The organism is Pseudomonas sp. MT3, from assembly GCF_054720805.1.
The window spans coordinates 1-15,412 of the sequence record NZ_JBTVPY010000007.1 but is presented as its reverse complement, the minus strand read 5'-3'; the positions used below and the strand labels follow the sequence as shown (position 1 = coordinate 15,412).

Here is a 15,412-nt window from a genome sequence, read left to right as displayed (position 1 = left end):
TTATTGAGAACAGCTCGCAAATGCAGCCGATTTTTACAACCTTTACCCAAACCTGGCGGCCAACAAACAAAAACCCCGGCCGAGGAGCGTCGGCCGGGGTGGTTCGCCAGCAGGCGAGCCTTAGAAGTGGAAGTTGGTGGACAGCAGCACGGTGCGGCCGGCCGCCTGGTTCGCGTAGTGCGAGGCGTAGGCCTTGTCGAAGTACTTCTTGTCGAAGACGTTCTGCACGTTGAGCTGGAAGTCGACGTTCTTGGTCAGCTTGTAGGCGGCCATCGCGTCGTAGCGCCAGTAGTCCGGGACGTACATGGTGTTGGCCACGTCGCCGTAGACCTTGTCGACATAGAAGGTGCCGCCGCCAATGGTGGCGTTGGGCAGGATGTCGTAGGTGGTCCACAGGCTGAAGCTGTTCTTCGGCGTGTTGGGCATCTGGTTGCCGTTGTTGGACGGCGCGCTGGCGTTGATGTTGCCGTTACGGCCGGCGCGACCGGCTTTCACCAGTTCGCTGTCGAGGTAGCTGTAGCCGGCGAAGACCTTCCACTTGTCGGTCAGCTTGCCGCTGGCGCTCAGTTCCAGGCCGTCGACGCGGGACTCACCGGCGTTGTCGTAGGTCTGCGGCGCCACCAGGATGCGCGCGTTGTCCTTGTCGGTGCGGAAGATCGCGGCAGTCAGTTCCAGGCGCTCGTCGAGGAAGTTCCACTTGGTGCCGATCTCGTAGTTAGTGGTCTCTTCCGGCTCGAGGCTGTTCTTCACCGCAAAGGCGTCGACCGCGTTGGAACTGTCGCCGTTGTCCAGCATGCTGCCCGGCGGCGTCGCCGAGGTGGCGTAGGAGGCGTAGATGCTGCCGTTGGGCGCCGGCTTGTAGACCACGCCGGCCTGCCAGTTCCAGAAGTTGGAGCTGTCTTCGAGCTTGCTGGCGGGCGATGCGTTGTGGTTCTTCGCGGTGGTCTCGAAGCTGTCGAAGCGCACGCCGAGGTTGACCTGCCATTGCTCGTTCAGGTCGATGGTGTCGAAACCGTAGATGGCCTTGGTGGTGCCGACGGTGTTCAGCGGCTTGTAGTTGCGGGTGATGCTGCCGTTCCACGGATCGTGCGGGTTCGGGTTTTCCAGGCTGGTGCAGTTGTAGCCGCTGGGCGCGCCGATGATCGACGGGTTGCACTTGTTGTTGTTCAGGCCGGTGTTGGTGTCGACCGTGTAGCCGTCGCGCTTGCTGTCCTCACGGGTGAACTCGAGGCCGGTGGTGAAGCTGTTCTTGAAGCCTGCCAGGTAGAACTCGCCGAACAGGTCGGTCTGGTTGGTCGCGGTGGTGGTGGTCCCGACGCGGTTGTTGTTGCGCCGCCACACGCTGCCGTTGTTGATGTTGCCCTGGCTGTCGTCCGGCTGGGTCCAGATGTAGTCGATGTGGCTGGTGCCGTAGCGCGTGGTGTTGCGCAGGCTCAGATTGTCGTTGAAGTCGTGCTCGACGGTGATGGTGCTGGTGTCCACGCGGCTCTTGGAGAAGTCGCGGTCTTCCAGGCCGTAGTAGTTGTCGCGGTCGACGTTCACCGGCTTGTCCGGGTTGTGCTTGCTGCGGTCGGCGCTCTTGGCGTACGGGATGCCCGAGTCCGGGGTGTCGTCGCTTTCCAGGTGGTAGTGACTGACGGTGACGCGGGTCGGGCCATTGAGGCCGAAGGTCACGGACGGCGCGATGCCCCAGCGGCTGGCGTCCACCGCCTGGCGGCCGGCAACGTTCTGGTCGTGGGTCATCAGGTTCAGGCGGAAGGCGGCGTTGCCGTCGAGGAACTCTTGATTGGTGTCCAGGGTGTAGCGGCGGGTCTGGTCGGAACCGTAGGTGAAGCTGCCGTCGGTGAAGTTGCCGGCCTTGGCCTGCTTGCTGATCAGGTTCAGGCTGCCGCCGGCCGAACCACGGCCGCCGAAGGCCGAGTTCGGGCCCTTGCTGACTTCGATCTGCTCGAGGTTGAAGACCTCGCGGGATTGCGCGCCAGTATCGCGGACGCCGTCGACGTAGGTGTCGCTCTGCGCGTCGAAGCCACGGATGAACGGACGGTCGCCAGTCGGGTTGCCGCCCTCGCCGGCGCCGAAGGTGATGCCCGGCACGGTGCGCAGGGCGTCCTGCAGGGTCAGCGCGCCGGTGTCCTTGATCACCTGCTGCGGCACCACGGTCACCGAACGCGGCGTATCCAGCAGCGGGGCGGTGTATTTCTTCGACGCGGACTTCTCGACGTTGTAGGTGGTCGGGTCCTGCTGGGTGCCGACGACGGTATCGGCGTCCAGGGACAGCACGTCCTGGCTTGGTTTCTTTTCCGAGGAATCGGCGGCATGGGCCAGGTGGCTGCCGGACATGGCGGTGATGGCGACACCGACGGCGGATGCCAGAAGGCGCGGCGTGTTGCCGGCGAGATCGGACGATTGGCGCGACATTGCAAATCCCTCCCCAGGGGCTCATGAAGGCCGCGCAATCTAGTGCAATTAAGAATTTGTATCAATTACCAGATATTCTCAAACGCAGATGATTTACAAGATTTACACTTTGTGACCGCTCCGCGACAAAACGGACAGTTGTAGCCGTCTGTTGCAAATCATTATCATTGGCACTTTCCCAGGCACCGACGGAACCGTCCCATGCTGCTGCACATTCCCGGCATCTTTACCCGCGAGGAAGTGGCGCGCATCCGCGCCGCCCTGGAACAGGCCGAATGGGCCGACGGCAAGGCCACCGCCGGCTACCAGTCGGCCCGCGCCAAGCACAACCTGCAACTGCCGCTGGACCACCCGCTGGCCCGCGAGATCGGCGAAGCCATGCTGCAGCGCCTGTGGAGCAACCCGCTGTTCCAGTCCGCCGCGCTGCCGAACAAGGTCTTCCCGCCGCTGTTCAACTGCTACACCGGCGGCGGCTCGTTCGACTTCCATATCGACAACGCCGTGCGCGACACCCACGGCGGCCGCGAACGGGTGCGCACCGACGTGTCCTCGACACTGTTCTTCAGCGACCCCGAGGACTACGACGGCGGCGAACTGGTGATCCAGGACACCTACGGCACCCAGCAGGTGAAGCTGCCGGCGGGCGACCTGGTGCTCTACCCCGCCACCAGCCTGCACAAGGTCAACCCGGTGACCCGTGGCGCGCGCATCGCCTCGTTCTTCTGGACCCAGAGCCTGGTGCGCGAGGACAGCCAGCGCGCCCTGCTGTTCCAGATGGACCAGTCGATCCAGGCGCTGACCCGCGACGTGCCCGACCACCCCGCGCTGGTGGAACTGACCGGCACCTACCACAACCTGCTGCGCCGCTGGGTGGATGTCTGACCGCCCATGAGTTTCGTCCTGCGTCGTACCGAAGAAATCGCCGTTGACGACCTCAGCGGCCAGCTCGCCGACAACCCGCGCCAGGCGGCCCGGCTGATCCTCGCCGCGGCCCGCGACGGCGAGCTGGAAGCCCAGGCGCTGCTCGGCCAGATCCTCCTCGACGGCCACGGCATCGAGCGCGATCCGGCGCTGGCCCTGACCTGGTTCGGCATCGCCGCCGAACGCGGCCATGCGATGGCGCGCAACATGCTCGGCCGCTGCCTGGAACACGGCTGGGGCTGCCTTGCCGACCCCGCCGCGGCCGCCGGGCACTATGCGCTCGCCGCCGGGGCGGACCTGGACTGGGCGATGTACAACCTGGCCAACCTGCTGGCCACCGGACGCGGGGTGGCGCGCGACGAAGCGCACGCCCTGGCGTTGTACCGCCGGGCGGCGGAACTGGGACACGCCAAGTCGATGAACCTGGTCGGCCGTTTCCACGAGGAAGGCCTGGTGGTCGCCCGCGATACCGAGACAGCCCATCGCTGGTATCGGCGTTCCGCCGAAGCCGGCGATTTTCGCGGCCAGTTCAGCCACGCCACGGTCCTGGCCGAGGCCGGCGACCTGGAAGGCGCCCTGCCCTGGCTGCACCGAGCGCTGGAAGGCGGCAACCTGAACTTCCTGCGGGTCGCCCGCGAACAGTTGGCCCGCTCCCCGCTGGAGGCCTTGCGTCGGCTGGCGCACGCCTATTGCCAGCGCGCAGCCGAGTTGGGCGATGAGTCCGACCGGAATCGCCTGAGTTCACTGCGTCTCCCATAGGATTGTTGTCATTTAACGCATTTTTCACGTCATTCCTGATAGCCTCCCCGCCCCCTGCGGCTGCTGGAGTGCAGTCGTTTGTCCCTATTCGATGAGGCGTGTGTGTCTACCACTACTTCCCCTTCCGCCCGCAAAGGCGTCGACTGGGCCGGCCTGGGCTGGCTGCTGCTGTTCTTCTGGTACTTCTCCGGCGTCACCCAGCTGCTGATTCTGCTCACCGGCACCACCGGTTTCGCCGGCTTCCGCGACGCCTTCTTCCTCAGCAGCCTGTGGCTCGCTCCGGTCCTGCTGCTGCCGCGCTTCACCCGCGGGATTTCCGCCGTCATCGGCCTGGTGCTGTGGGGCGCCTCGCTGGTGGGCCTGAGCTACTTCGGCATCTACCGCCAGGAGTTCTCGCAGAGCGTCATCTTCGTCATGTTCGAGTCGAACACCGCCGAGGCGGGCGAGTATTTCAGCCAGTACTTCAGCCTCTGGCTGGGCCTGGCGCTGCTGGCCTACACGGTGGTCGCAATCCTGTTGTGGCGGCGCATCCGCCCGGTCAGCCTGCCGCTCTCTACCCGAGTGCCGGTGGCCGTGCTGCTGGTGGCGCTGAATCTGGTCTACCCCTTCTACAAGCAGATGGTCACCCAGGAGCGCAGCTTCGCCGAAGCGCTGGAGAAGGTGCAGCAGCGCATGGAGCCGGCCGTGCCCTGGCAACTGGTCGTGGGTTACGCCCAGTACCGCCAGCAACTGGACAACATGCAGAAGCTGCTGGAGCAGAACGCCTCCCTGCCGCCACTGCGGAACCTCCAGGACAGCAGCGGCGAAGCGCCACGCACCCTGGTGCTGGTGCTGGGCGAATCCACCACCCGCGAGCACATGCACCTGTATGGCTACCCGCGCGAAACCACGCCGAACCTCGACGCGCTGGCCGCCGAAGGCCACAACCTGACGGTGTTCCAGAACGTTGTCTCGCCGCGTCCCTACACCATCGAGGTGATGCAGCAGATCCTCACCTTCGGCGACGAGCAGAACCCCGACAGGTTCCTCACCGATCCGTCGCTGATCAACCTGATGAAACAGGCGGGCTACAAGACCTTCTGGATCACCAACCAGCAGACGATGACCAAGCGCAACACCATGCTGACCACCTTCTCGCAGCAGACGGACGCGCAGTTCTACCTGAACAACCAGCGCAACCAGAACGCCAGCCAGTACGACGGCGTGGTGCTCGAGCCCTTCGAGAAGGCCCTGCAGGACCCGGCACAGAAGAAGTTCATCGTCATCCACCTGCTCGGCACGCACATGGACTACCGCTACCGCTATCCGGAGCAGTACGCCCACTTCAACGACCGCCAGGGCGTACCCTCGGCGCTGTCCGACGATCAGGTGGAAACCTACAACTTCTACGACAACGCCGTGCTGTACAACGACTTCGTGGTCTCCAGCCTGATCAAGCGCTACGCCGCGACCGATCCGAACGGTTTCCTGCTGTACCTCTCCGACCACGGCGAGGATGTCTACAGCTCGGGCAACCATGACCGCCTGGGCCGCAACGAAGGCGCCCCGACCCGGCCGATGTACACCATCCCGTTCATGCTCTGGACCTCGTCCAGCTGGCAGGCCGCGCACCCGCGCGACCTGCAGGCGGCCGCCAAGCGTCCGTACAGCAGCTCGCACCTGATCCACACCCTGTCGGACCTCGCGGGCCTGAGCTACGACCGCTTCGAGCCGGTGAAGAGCCTGGTCAGCCCGCAATTCGCCGTGGCGCCGCGCTGGATCGGCGACCCGTACAAGAAGGGCGGCCTGCACGATTTCGACAAGCTGCCGCCGACCCAGGCCGCGCCGCAGCAGGAGATCGTCAAGGACGCCAGGTCACCGGCCACCGCGCAGGTGCCGGCTGCGACGAAGCCCAACGAGGGTTGAGTCGAACCTGACCATGAAAACGCCCCGCACTGCGGGGCGTTTTCATTTCACGGCGCACGAAGGCTCTTCGTAGGAGCTTGCTCGCGAACAGCCCCCGCTGCGAGTCCGGTTCGCGAGCAATAACGATGGCGTCCCCCTCGCTCCTACAGGGATGCCGGGTTCATTCGTGGACCAAAAGCGCGCTGCCAGAAACGAAGAGGCCCCGCATCGCGGGGCCTCTTCATTCGAGCCTGAACCTACAGGTAGAACGCCTTCAGCGGCGGGAAGCCGTTGAACTCCACCGCGCTGTAGCTGGTGGTGTAGGCACCGGTGGACAGCCAGTACAGGCGGTCGCCGGCGGCCAGGTTCAGCGGCAGGCCGTACTTGTAGTGCTCGTACATGATATCGGCGCTGTCGCAGGTCGGGCCGGCGATCACCACTTCTTCCAGCTCGCCCTGCTTCTCCACGTGGATCGGGAACTTGATGGACTCGTCCATGGTTTCGATCAGGCCGGAGAACTTGCCCACGTCGGTGAACACCCAGCGCTCCACGGCAGTGCGCGACTTGCGCGCCACCAGCACGACTTCGCTCACCAGGATACCGGCGTTGGCGATCAGCGAACGGCCCGGCTCGAGGATGATTTCCGGCAGTTCGTCGCCGAAGTCTTCCTTGAGGAAGCGGATGATCTCTTCGGCGTAGGTTTCCAGGCTGTTGGTCTTGGCGATGTAGTTGGCCGGGAAGCCGCCGCCCATGTTGATCATCTTCAGTTCGATGCCGTCTTCTTCCTTCAGGCGCTCGAAGATCACCTTCACCTTGGCGATGGCCGCGTCCCACACGCCGATGTCGCGCTGCTGCGAGCCGACGTGGAAGGACACGCCGTAGGGCACCAGGCCCAGGTCGCGGGCCAGCACCAGCAGGTCCATGGCCATGTCGGTCTGGCAGCCGAACTTGCGCGACAGCGGCCAGTCGGCGGAAGTGGAACCCTCGGTGAGGATGCGCACGTAGACCTTGGAGCCCGGCGCCGCCTTGGCGATGTTGCGCAGGTCGGCCTCGGAGTCGGTGGCGAACAGGCGCACGCCCTTCTCGTAGAAGTAGCGGATGTCACGGGCTTTCTTGATGGTGTTGCCGTAGCTGATGCGCTCCGGACCCACGCCGGTCTTCATCACCTTGTCCAGCTCGTAGATCGAGGCGATGTCGAAGTTCGAACCCTTGTCGCGCAGCAGCTCGGTGATCTCGGTGGCCGGATTGGCCTTCACCGCGTAGTAGATCCTGGCGAACGGGAAGCAGTCGGTCAGCTGGTCGTACGCGTTGGCGATGGTCTGCTTGTCGATGACGACGAAGGGGGTTTCCTGCTTGTCGGCAAACGCCTTCATGCGCTGGAAGGTTTCCGGGGCGAAGTAATCCTCGACCTTGATGGACATGGTTGGGACTCCAAATGGCAAAACACGCAATTGAAAAGAGGGACGGCTCTTTTACTTTCGAGCCACGAACGCCTGATCAGTTTCCCCACTTTGGTTCGCCTACTTCCCAAGGCATGTCGCCGAGCATTACCGGCTCCGACTTCTCCTGGGGCTCCCTGCCCCTCTCGGGGCGCGGAGTCGCCGGGTCGGCAACCTCTCGTCGTCAGTACTTGAGCCGGATGGATCGTTTCCAGCATGAGCGTTCGGGCGCGAACTTTAGGACCAGAGGCAGCACAGATCAATCAAAAATTGCCGCTTTTTCATAACCCTTTGTCGCCATCCGGCATTTCGTTTCGAATCCTTAACAAAGCGCCATGAAATGCTGCACAGGCGCGGGTTTCAGGGGGATGACAAGGGCGGCCGGACGGCCTTTTCGCGGCCCCCGATACAGGGGTCATTGCCGGCTTGGCCGATGACACCCGATCGCCTGCCGAAACCGCGTCCCGGAGCGAGCCCATCGGCGCCCCACCGACGCCCATAGGCCGCCGGGTGCCCGGTGGCGCTGATCGACCGGTCATTTCCCGTTATAATCCCGCGCTTTTGGGCCGATCCGGGCCCATCCTCGATTCCAGCCAGGCACGCATCCATGACCCTCCAGGCCGCCGAAGTCGCCAAACGCCGCACGTTCGCGATCATCTCCCACCCCGACGCCGGTAAGACCACCATTACCGAAAAGCTGCTGCTGATGGGCAAGGCGATCGCCGTCGCCGGTACCGTGAAGTCGCGCAAGTCCGACCGCCACGCCACCTCCGACTGGATGGAGATGGAGAAGCAGCGCGGCATCTCCATCACCACCTCGGTGATGCAGTTCCCCTACCGCGAGCACATGATCAACCTGCTCGACACCCCCGGCCACGAAGACTTCTCCGAAGACACCTACCGCACCCTGACCGCGGTGGACTCGGCGCTGATGGTCCTCGACGGCGGCAAGGGCGTCGAGCCGCGCACCATCGCCCTGATGGAAGTCTGCCGCCTGCGCGATACGCCCATCGTCAGCTTCATCAACAAACTCGACCGCGACATCCGCGACCCCGTCGAGTTGCTCGACGAGATCGAAGCGGTACTGAAGATCAAGGCCGCGCCGATCACCTGGCCAATCGGCTGCTACAAGGACTTCAAGGGTGTCTACCACCTCGCCGAAGACAAGATCATCGTCTACGTGCCGGGTCACGGCCACGAGCGCATCGAGACCAAGGTCATCGACAAGCTCGACTCCGACGAGGCGCGCGCCCACCTGGGCGACCTCTACGACAACTTCCTCGAAGAGCTGGAACTGGTGCAAGGCGCCTGCCACGAGTTCGACAAGGACGCCTTCCTCAAGGGCGAGATGACCCCGGTGTTCTTCGGTACCGCGCTGGGCAACTTCGGTGTCGACCAGGTGCTCGACTGCATCGTCGACTGGGCTCCGCAACCGCTGGAGCGTGGCGCCCACGAGCGCAGCGTGGCGCCGACCGAGGAGAAGTTCACAGGCTTCGTGTTCAAGATCCAGGCGAACATGGACCCCAAGCACCGCGACCGTATCGCCTTCATGCGCATCTGCTCGGGCAAGTACGAGAAGGGCATGAAGATGCGCCACGTGCGCCTGGGCAAGGACGTGAAGATCGCCGACGCACTGACCTTCTTCTCCAGCGAGCGTGAGCAGTTGGAGGAGGCCTTCGCCGGCGACATCATCGGCCTGCACAACCACGGCACCATCCAGATCGGCGACACCTTCACCGAAGGCGAGGCGCTGGGCTTCACCGGCATCCCGCACTTCGCCCCGGAACTGTTCCGCCGCGTGCGCCTGAAGGACCCGCTCAAATCCAAGCAGTTGCGCCAGGGCCTGCAGGAACTGGCCGAGGAAGGTGCGACCCAGGTGTTCTTCCCCGAGCGCAACAACGACATCATCCTCGGCGCCGTCGGCGTGCTGCAGTTCGACGTCGTCGCCAGCCGCCTGAAGGAGGAATACAAGGTCGAGTGCGCCTACGAGCAGATCAACGTCTGGTCGGCGCGCTGGATCGAGTGCAAGGACGAGAAGAAGCTCAAGGAGTTCAAGGACAAGGCCTTCGAGAACCTGTCCGTCGACGGCGGCGGCCACCTCACCTACCTGGCCCCGACCCGCGTCAACCTGAGCCTGATGGAAGAGCGCTGGCCGGACATCACCTTCCGCGCCACCCGCGAACACCACTGAGTTCGCCCTTCCGAAAACGCCCGCCCTGTGCGGGCGTTTTCATTTGCGCCGATGTGCTCTTCGTAGGAGCGAGCTTGCTCGCGAACCGGACCCGGCAGGTTCGCGAGCAAGCTCGCTCCTACAGTCAGGCCTCAATTCCTCTGCAACCGTAAGCATCGGTACACATAGGGGAGTTGAGATGGGGTTTCATGGCAAAAATCTGCGCAACGGACGTCATTCGCTCGAAGGGCAGAGATACTTGGTGACAACCGTCACCTATCAACGTGAACCGCTATTCACGCAATGGAACGCATCCTGTTCGGTCGCTCGCGAGCTTCACCAATTGGCGCAGGCCAGTCTCTTCGCCTGGGTATTGATGCCGGACCATTTGCATTGCCTGGTCCAACTCGAGAGCGGTTCATTGAGTGACTTTATGCAACAACTGAAATCCCTCACTGCAATCTCACTGAACAGAGCGCTGAAACGCACAGGTAAAGTCTGGCAATCAGGCTTCCACGATCACGCCCTGCGCCGCGACGAAGACCTGCAAGCAACCGCTCGATATCTGGTAGCCAATCCCTTGCGTGCAGGGCTGGTCAAATCGCTTCGAGACTATTCCTTCTGGAACGCAGTCTGGCTTTGACGTATAGCCCTGTAGGAGCGAGGGGGACGCCATCGTTATTGCTCGCGAACAACCCCCGCTGCGGGGCCAGGGTTCGCGAGCAAGCTCGCTCCTACGAAAAGCACTCACTCACGGATCAAGCGCGCCGGAGATCCAGGTGCTCGAAGACGCGCTGCCGGTCAGCTTGGCCGCAATCGCCCCCTGGGGAATCAATCGATCGCGGTAGCGAGTGGCGAGGATGCCACTCTGCGGCGCGCGCAGTATGTGTTCGCTGCTCGCATCACCGGGACGGGCGATGATGCGGGCGAAGCGTTCACCGGCCTCGATGCGTTCGCCCAGCTCGCGTTCGAAAACCAGCACGCCCGCAGCCGGGGCGAACACGGTTTCCATGAAGCCGATGGGCGTGGCAACGCCCTTCCACTCCGGCAACGGCCCGGCATCGGTGACCACGCCACGGGCGCCGAGGAAGCGGTAGAGCCCGTCCGCATCCTGCCGCGCCAGCGCGTCGCTGACGTCGCCCTGGCCGCGCAGTTCGACGGTTGCCACCAGGCGTCCGGCGAAGCGCTGCTCCGCTAGCCACGGGGCGATCACCACTTCCTCGAAGGCGCCATCGCTGTCGCCCTCCCAGATGATCGCCAGTTCCGCGCGCAAGGCGGCAGCGAGGTCCTGCGCGGCAGGCCAGAAGCATTCGTGCAGGTAGATGTACTGCAGCGCCTCGTCATCGGTATGCAGGTCGAGCACGATGTCCGCCGGCGCGGCCAGTTCCGCCAGGCGCTTCTGCCACAGCGAGAGGTTATCCAGGATGCCGCTGGCGGCCGCCGAGGCGATGAAGCCACGATTGAAATTGCGCGAGGTCGCGTCGTGGTTCCGACCGAGAATCCGTCCCTGGCGGAACTGCCCGATGCCGAAGGGATTGGCCTGCGGCACCACCGTCACGCTGCCCTTGAGCGCACCGCGTTCGGCGGCATCGCGCAGGCGTGGCAGCAGTTCGTGAAGCACCAGCATCCCGGCGATTTCATCGGCGTGCACGCCCGCCTGCAGGTGCACCTTCGGCCCCGGTCTGCCGCCGTCGATGCGCCACGCACGCACGCGCAGCTCGGCGCCAGAATCACCGGGTACGGCAAAGGATACGTCCTCGATCATCTGTCTTCTCTCCCCTGTTTGGCCTCTGTCTGGTCTCTGTCTGCTCTCTATCCAAAAGGCCCGTGGAAATCTTCCTCGTCGCCTCCTAGTATCGAAACCGTTCGCCGCTTGCCGGCACCCCGCAACACAGGACGCCCGCCCTTGGATATCCCCCGCCAGAAAGCCCAGCGCGCCACACCCGAGGAACGCCGCGACCACCTCGTGCGCGCCTGCCTCAAGTGCCTGGTCGCCGATGGCCATGCGGGCATCTCGGTGCGTCGCATCGCCAAGGAAGCCGGCGTCGCGGTGGGCCTGGTGAACCACCACTTCGGCAGCATCGACGCGCTGGTCGCCCAGGCCTACGAAACCCTCGCCAGCGAGGTCACCCAGGCGCTCTACCAGCAGGTCGACGCGGTCGGCAACGACCCCGCCGCGCGCATGGAAGCCTTTCTCACCGGCTCCTTCTCGCCCCAGGTACTGGACCCCGACCTGCTCAGCCCCTGGGTGGTGTTCTGGAGCCTGATCCGCCACTCGCCGCCGGTGAACGAGGCGCACGAGCGCGGCTACCACAGCTACCTCGCGATCCTGGAAAAGCTCATCAGCGAACTCGCCAGCACCGAGGGTTTCAGCGTGGCGCGCCCGCGCCTCGCCGCCATCGGTCTCTCCGCCATGCTCGACGGACTGTGGCTGGAGTGGTGCCTGAATCCAACCACTTTCAGCGCCACTGACGGACTCGAACTCAGCCGCTGCTGGGTGGAAGGGCTCAGGCGCGGCGCCTACGCATAACTCAAACGGCCGTGCGCGGCCTGCGCTTGCCCAGCCAGCTCCGCTGCGTCGACTTCTGTGCCTCGCGGCGAACCGGCGTGGCGCGTTCCAGCACGGCGAACAGCGCCTCGATGATGAAGGTCAGGCAGATGTAGATCGCCGCCACCAGCAGCAGCGGCTCATAGATCTGGAAGGTCTGCGCACGCACCACGTTGGCGGCGCCGAGCAGGTCGACCACAGCGATGGTGGAGGCCAGTGCGGTGGACTTGAGCAGCATCACGCTTTCCCCCGCCAGGGTCGGCAGCAGCAGGCGAATCGCCCGCGGCAGCCACACGCGGTAGAGCACCAGCGTGCGGTTCATGCCGAATGCCGAAGCGGCCTCCAGCTCACCGCGCGGTACGGCCTTGAGACCACTGCGAACCACCTCGCCAACGTAGGCGCCGACCGAAAGGATCAGCGCGATGACGATGTACCAGAAGCCATCGCGCAGGTACGGCCAGAGCAAGCTGCCGCGGATCAGCGGGAACTGTGCGAAGAGGCTGCCCAGGCCGTAGTAGAAGATGTAGATCTGCACCAGCAGCGGGGTGCCGCGAATCACGCTGGTGTACGCCAGCGCCAGGCGCGAGACCAGGAAGTTGCGCGACATCCGCGCCAGCGCCACACCCAGCGCCAGCACGAAGCCCAGCGTGGCGGAAATCAGCAGGATCACCAGGGTGGTGCCCAGGCCCTTGAGCAGCAGGGCCCCATAGACGAATAGCCAGTGTTCGTTCATCGCCGTGCCTCGTTCAGACCGCCGGAATCCAGCGGCGGAAGCGCCGCTCCAGGTAGCCCGCGAACAGGTTGGAAAGCACGGTGAGCACGTAATACAGCGCCGCCGCGGTGAGGTAGAAGGTCAGGTAGTGACGGGTCGAACCGGCGGCCTGCTTGGCGGTGTAGAGCAGCTCGTTGGTGCCCACCACGCTGATCAGCGCACTGTCCTTGATCAGGTTGACCCACAGGTTGGCCATGCCGGCCAGCGCGTTGGGCGCCATCATCGGCAGGGTCACCCGGCGGAACAGGCCGAAGCCGTGCATGCCGTAGGCGCGCGCCGCTTCGATCTGGCCATAGGGGATCGACTGGATGGCGCCACGGAAGATTTCCGAGGCGTAGGCGCCCTGCACCAGGCCGAGCACGACGATGGCCACCATCATGCCGTTGAGCTTCACCTGGCCGTAACCGAGCCACTCGAAGAACTGGTTCAGGCCCATGGAGCCGACGTAGAACAGCAGCAGGATCAGCAGCAGCTCCGGCACCGCCCGGCACAGCGTGGTGTAGCCGCGCGCGAGCATCGCCAGCGGGCGCGGGCCGCCGATCTTGGCGCTGGCCGCGGCCAGGCCGATCAGCAGGCCGACGAGAAAGGCGCCGACGGAAATCTGCAGGGTGACCAGCAGCCCCTTGAGCAGGGCCGGGCCCCATCCGGTGGGGCCGAAGCCGATCAGGTCGAAGATACTTTGCATGGCCGTCTCCAGTCTGGGAGGCTCAGGGTCGTCCCCGCGCCCGCAGCGGGCACGGGTCCAGCTCACGCCGGGATCACTGCTTGGGCGCGACGCTCATGCCGAAGTACTTGTCCGACAGCGCCTTGTAGTCGTCGCTGACGAGCAGCTTGCCGATGGCCTCGTCCATCTTCGCCTTCAGCTCGGTATCGCCCTTGCGCAGGCCGGCGCCGACGCCACGGCCGAACACCGGGTCGTACTTCACCTCGCCCTTGTTGACGATGCCGGCCGCCTGGGCGTCCGGCGACTTGACGAAGGACGCCACGGCGATGCCGTCGGCCATCATCAGGTCGATGCGTCCGGCCACCAGGTCGGCGTTCACCGAGTCCTGGGTGTCGTAATAGCGCACGTCGGCGATCTTCTCGTAGTACTTCTTCAGGTAGTTGGAACTGACGGTGGAGATCTGCACACCGATGGTCTTGCCCTTCAGGCCTTCGGGGCTGATCTGCACGTCCACCGCCTGGGGCGCGGCGACGGCCACCGGGGTGTCGTAGTAGGGGCGGCTGAAGGCGATCTGCTTCTCGCGCTCATCGGTGATCGACAGCGAGTTGAAGATCACGTCGATCTTCTTCGCCAGCAGCGCCGGGATGATGCCGTCCCAGGCCACCTCGTCGATCTCGCAGGTCGCCTTCATCTCGGCGCAGACCTTGTGGATCAGGTCCGGCTCGAAGCCGACCCAGCTGCCATCGGGCTGCTTCTGCGAGAACGGCGGATAGGGTTCGGCGGCCAGGGCGAAACGGATCGTCTCGGCCTGGGCACTCGCCACGCCGGCCACCAGCATCGCCGCACCCACCATCAGATTGCACAGACCTTTCTTGTTCATCGTGATCCCCTGCATTGTTGTATTGAGTGTTGGGTCACGCTCATCGATGCGCCGACAGCGCGGCATCGGTCAGCGATTCTGGTGCGCGTTGACGAACTGCCGGCAGCGCTCGCTGCGCGGCCGCGAGAACACCTCCTCGGCGGTGCCCTCCTCCTCGATCAGGCCCTTGTGGAGGAACGCCACATGGCTGGACACGTCGCGGGCGAAAGCCATCTCGTGGGTGACCAGAATCATGGTCCGCCCCTCCTCCGCCAGCGAGCGGATCACCTTCAGCACCTCGCCCACCAGCTCCGGGTCCAATGCCGAGGTCGGCTCGTCGAACAGCATCACTTTCGGCCGCACGGCCAGCGCGCGGGCAATAGCCACGCGCTGCTGCTGGCCGCCGGAGAGGAAGGCCGGGTACTCGTGGCGCTTCTCGGCCAGGCCGACGCGTTCCAGCAGCGCCTCGGCGCGCTCGCGGGCCTCGGCCTTGCTCTCGTGGAGGACGAAGGTCGGCGCCTCGATCAGGTTCTCCAGCACGCTGCGGTGCGGCCACAGGTTGAAGCTCTGGAACACCATGCCCAGTTGCGAGCGGATGCGGGTGAGCTGCTTCTGGTCGGCCACCATCGGCTCGCCGTGGCGGTTCTGCGCCAGGCCGATGGTCTCGCCATTGACGGTGACCGAGCCCTGGTTGGGAATCTCCAGCATGTTGATGCAGCGCAACAGCGTGCTCTTGCCCGAGCCGCTGGCGCCGATCAGCGAGATCACCTCGCCCTCCCGGGCCGACAACGACACGCCCTTGAGCACCTCGAAGTCGCCGAAGCGCTTGTGGATATCGCGCACTTCGATGACGGGCCTGCTCGCGGGCTGCGCCGGCTCTTGTAGGAGCGAGCTTGCTCGCGAACCTGCCTCTGCACCGGAAACATCAAGAGCGTTCGCGAGCAAGCTCGCTTGTATGGCGTAGGGTAGGAGCCTGTC

Annotated in this window: 13 protein-coding genes; 6 read left to right on the top strand and 7 right to left on the bottom strand. The window is 64.6% G+C overall.

Annotation, left to right across the window (positions count from 1 at the left end):
• Positions 1–120 precede the first annotated feature (120 nt).
• Positions 121–2,418, bottom strand: coding sequence for a TonB-dependent receptor (locus ACYCAX_RS08975; protein ID WP_015475775.1), 2,298 nt, complete (start codon positions 2,416–2,418; stop codon positions 121–123).
• A 201-nt stretch (positions 2,419–2,619) separates the two neighbouring features.
• Between ACYCAX_RS08975 and ACYCAX_RS08970 the strand changes: the two genes are divergently transcribed.
• From ACYCAX_RS08970 to ACYCAX_RS08960, 3 genes are all read left to right on the top strand, one after another.
• Positions 2,620–3,300, top strand: coding sequence for a Fe2+-dependent dioxygenase (locus ACYCAX_RS08970; RefSeq protein ID WP_460247828.1), 681 nt, complete (start codon positions 2,620–2,622; stop codon positions 3,298–3,300).
• Between the two features lie 6 nt (positions 3,301–3,306).
• A complete protein-coding gene (locus tag ACYCAX_RS08965; protein ID WP_294978465.1) occupies positions 3,307–4,098 on the top strand; it encodes a tetratricopeptide repeat protein in 792 nt (263 codons plus the stop codon).
• A 102-nt stretch (positions 4,099–4,200) separates the two neighbouring features.
• On the top strand, positions 4,201–6,003 hold the full coding sequence (locus tag ACYCAX_RS08960; protein WP_294978469.1) for a phosphoethanolamine transferase CptA: 1,803 nt from the start codon (positions 4,201–4,203) through the stop codon (positions 6,001–6,003).
• Positions 6,004–6,239: 236 nt separating this feature from the next.
• On the opposite strand, the gene ACYCAX_RS08955 is transcribed toward ACYCAX_RS08960, so the two are convergent.
• Positions 6,240–7,403: a type III PLP-dependent enzyme gene (locus ACYCAX_RS08955; RefSeq protein ID WP_015475771.1), complete on the bottom strand. Its 1,164-nt coding sequence runs from the start codon at positions 7,401–7,403 to the stop codon at positions 6,240–6,242.
• A 625-nt stretch (positions 7,404–8,028) separates the two neighbouring features.
• Between ACYCAX_RS08955 and ACYCAX_RS08950 the strand changes: the two genes are divergently transcribed.
• Positions 8,029–9,612, top strand: coding sequence for a peptide chain release factor 3 (locus ACYCAX_RS08950; protein ID WP_460247827.1), 1,584 nt, complete (start codon positions 8,029–8,031; stop codon positions 9,610–9,612).
• Positions 9,613–9,790: 178 nt separating this feature from the next.
• On the top strand, positions 9,791–10,234 hold the full coding sequence (locus tag ACYCAX_RS08945) for an REP-associated tyrosine transposase (RefSeq protein WP_460247826.1): 444 nt from the start codon (positions 9,791–9,793) through the stop codon (positions 10,232–10,234).
• A gap of 108 nt (positions 10,235–10,342) precedes the next feature.
• On the opposite strand, the gene ACYCAX_RS08940 is transcribed toward ACYCAX_RS08945, so the two are convergent.
• Positions 10,343–11,356 carry a M14 family metallopeptidase gene (locus tag ACYCAX_RS08940; RefSeq protein WP_460247825.1) on the bottom strand — a complete coding sequence of 338 codons (1,014 nt, stop codon included), beginning with the start codon at positions 11,354–11,356 and terminating at the stop codon, positions 10,343–10,345.
• A gap of 141 nt (positions 11,357–11,497) precedes the next feature.
• Between ACYCAX_RS08940 and ACYCAX_RS08935 the strand changes: the two genes are divergently transcribed.
• The gene (locus tag ACYCAX_RS08935; protein ID WP_460247823.1) at positions 11,498–12,121 is read left to right on the top strand and encodes a TetR/AcrR family transcriptional regulator; all 624 of its coding nucleotides are present in this window, start codon (positions 11,498–11,500) and stop codon (positions 12,119–12,121) included.
• Between the two features lies 1 nt (position 12,122).
• On the opposite strand, the gene ACYCAX_RS08930 is transcribed toward ACYCAX_RS08935, so the two are convergent.
• From ACYCAX_RS08930 to ACYCAX_RS08915, 4 genes are all read right to left on the bottom strand, one after another.
• Complete coding sequence (locus ACYCAX_RS08930; RefSeq protein WP_460247822.1) at positions 12,123–12,872, bottom strand: ABC transporter permease; 750 nt, start codon at positions 12,870–12,872, stop codon at positions 12,123–12,125.
• 13 nt (positions 12,873–12,885) lie between these two features.
• Positions 12,886–13,596, bottom strand: a complete 711-nt coding sequence (locus ACYCAX_RS08925) for an ABC transporter permease (RefSeq protein WP_015475765.1) — start codon at positions 13,594–13,596, stop codon at positions 12,886–12,888.
• Between the two features lie 73 nt (positions 13,597–13,669).
• Positions 13,670–14,455: a transporter substrate-binding domain-containing protein gene (locus ACYCAX_RS08920; RefSeq protein ID WP_460247821.1), complete on the bottom strand. Its 786-nt coding sequence runs from the start codon at positions 14,453–14,455 to the stop codon at positions 13,670–13,672.
• A 69-nt stretch (positions 14,456–14,524) separates the two neighbouring features.
• Positions 14,525–15,412: ABC transporter ATP-binding protein (locus tag ACYCAX_RS08915; RefSeq protein ID WP_460247820.1), on the bottom strand; the 888-nt coding region annotated here is incomplete at its 5' end.

What these genes read in the sequence shown, in the direction of transcription:
- ACYCAX_RS08975 (WP_015475775.1), bottom strand. Translation starts at nt 2,418, where the DNA reads ATGTCGCGCCAATCGTCCGATCTCGCCGGCAACACGCCGCGCCTTCTG.
- ACYCAX_RS08970 (WP_460247828.1), top strand. Translation starts at nt 2,620, where the DNA reads ATGCTGCTGCACATTCCCGGCATCTTTACCCGCGAGGAAGTGGCGCGC.
- ACYCAX_RS08965 (WP_294978465.1), top strand. Translation starts at nt 3,307, where the DNA reads ATGAGTTTCGTCCTGCGTCGTACCGAAGAAATCGCCGTTGACGACCTC.
- ACYCAX_RS08955 (WP_015475771.1), bottom strand. Translation starts at nt 7,403, where the DNA reads ATGTCCATCAAGGTCGAGGATTACTTCGCCCCGGAAACCTTCCAGCGC.
- ACYCAX_RS08950 (WP_460247827.1), top strand. Translation starts at nt 8,029, where the DNA reads ATGACCCTCCAGGCCGCCGAAGTCGCCAAACGCCGCACGTTCGCGATC.
- ACYCAX_RS08945 (WP_460247826.1), top strand. Translation starts at nt 9,791, where the DNA reads ATGGGGTTTCATGGCAAAAATCTGCGCAACGGACGTCATTCGCTCGAA.
- ACYCAX_RS08940 (WP_460247825.1), bottom strand. Translation starts at nt 11,356, where the DNA reads ATGATCGAGGACGTATCCTTTGCCGTACCCGGTGATTCTGGCGCCGAG.
- ACYCAX_RS08930 (WP_460247822.1), bottom strand. Translation starts at nt 12,872, where the DNA reads ATGAACGAACACTGGCTATTCGTCTATGGGGCCCTGCTGCTCAAGGGC.
- ACYCAX_RS08925 (WP_015475765.1), bottom strand. Translation starts at nt 13,596, where the DNA reads ATGCAAAGTATCTTCGACCTGATCGGCTTCGGCCCCACCGGATGGGGC.
- ACYCAX_RS08920 (WP_460247821.1), bottom strand. Translation starts at nt 14,455, where the DNA reads ATGAACAAGAAAGGTCTGTGCAATCTGATGGTGGGTGCGGCGATGCTG.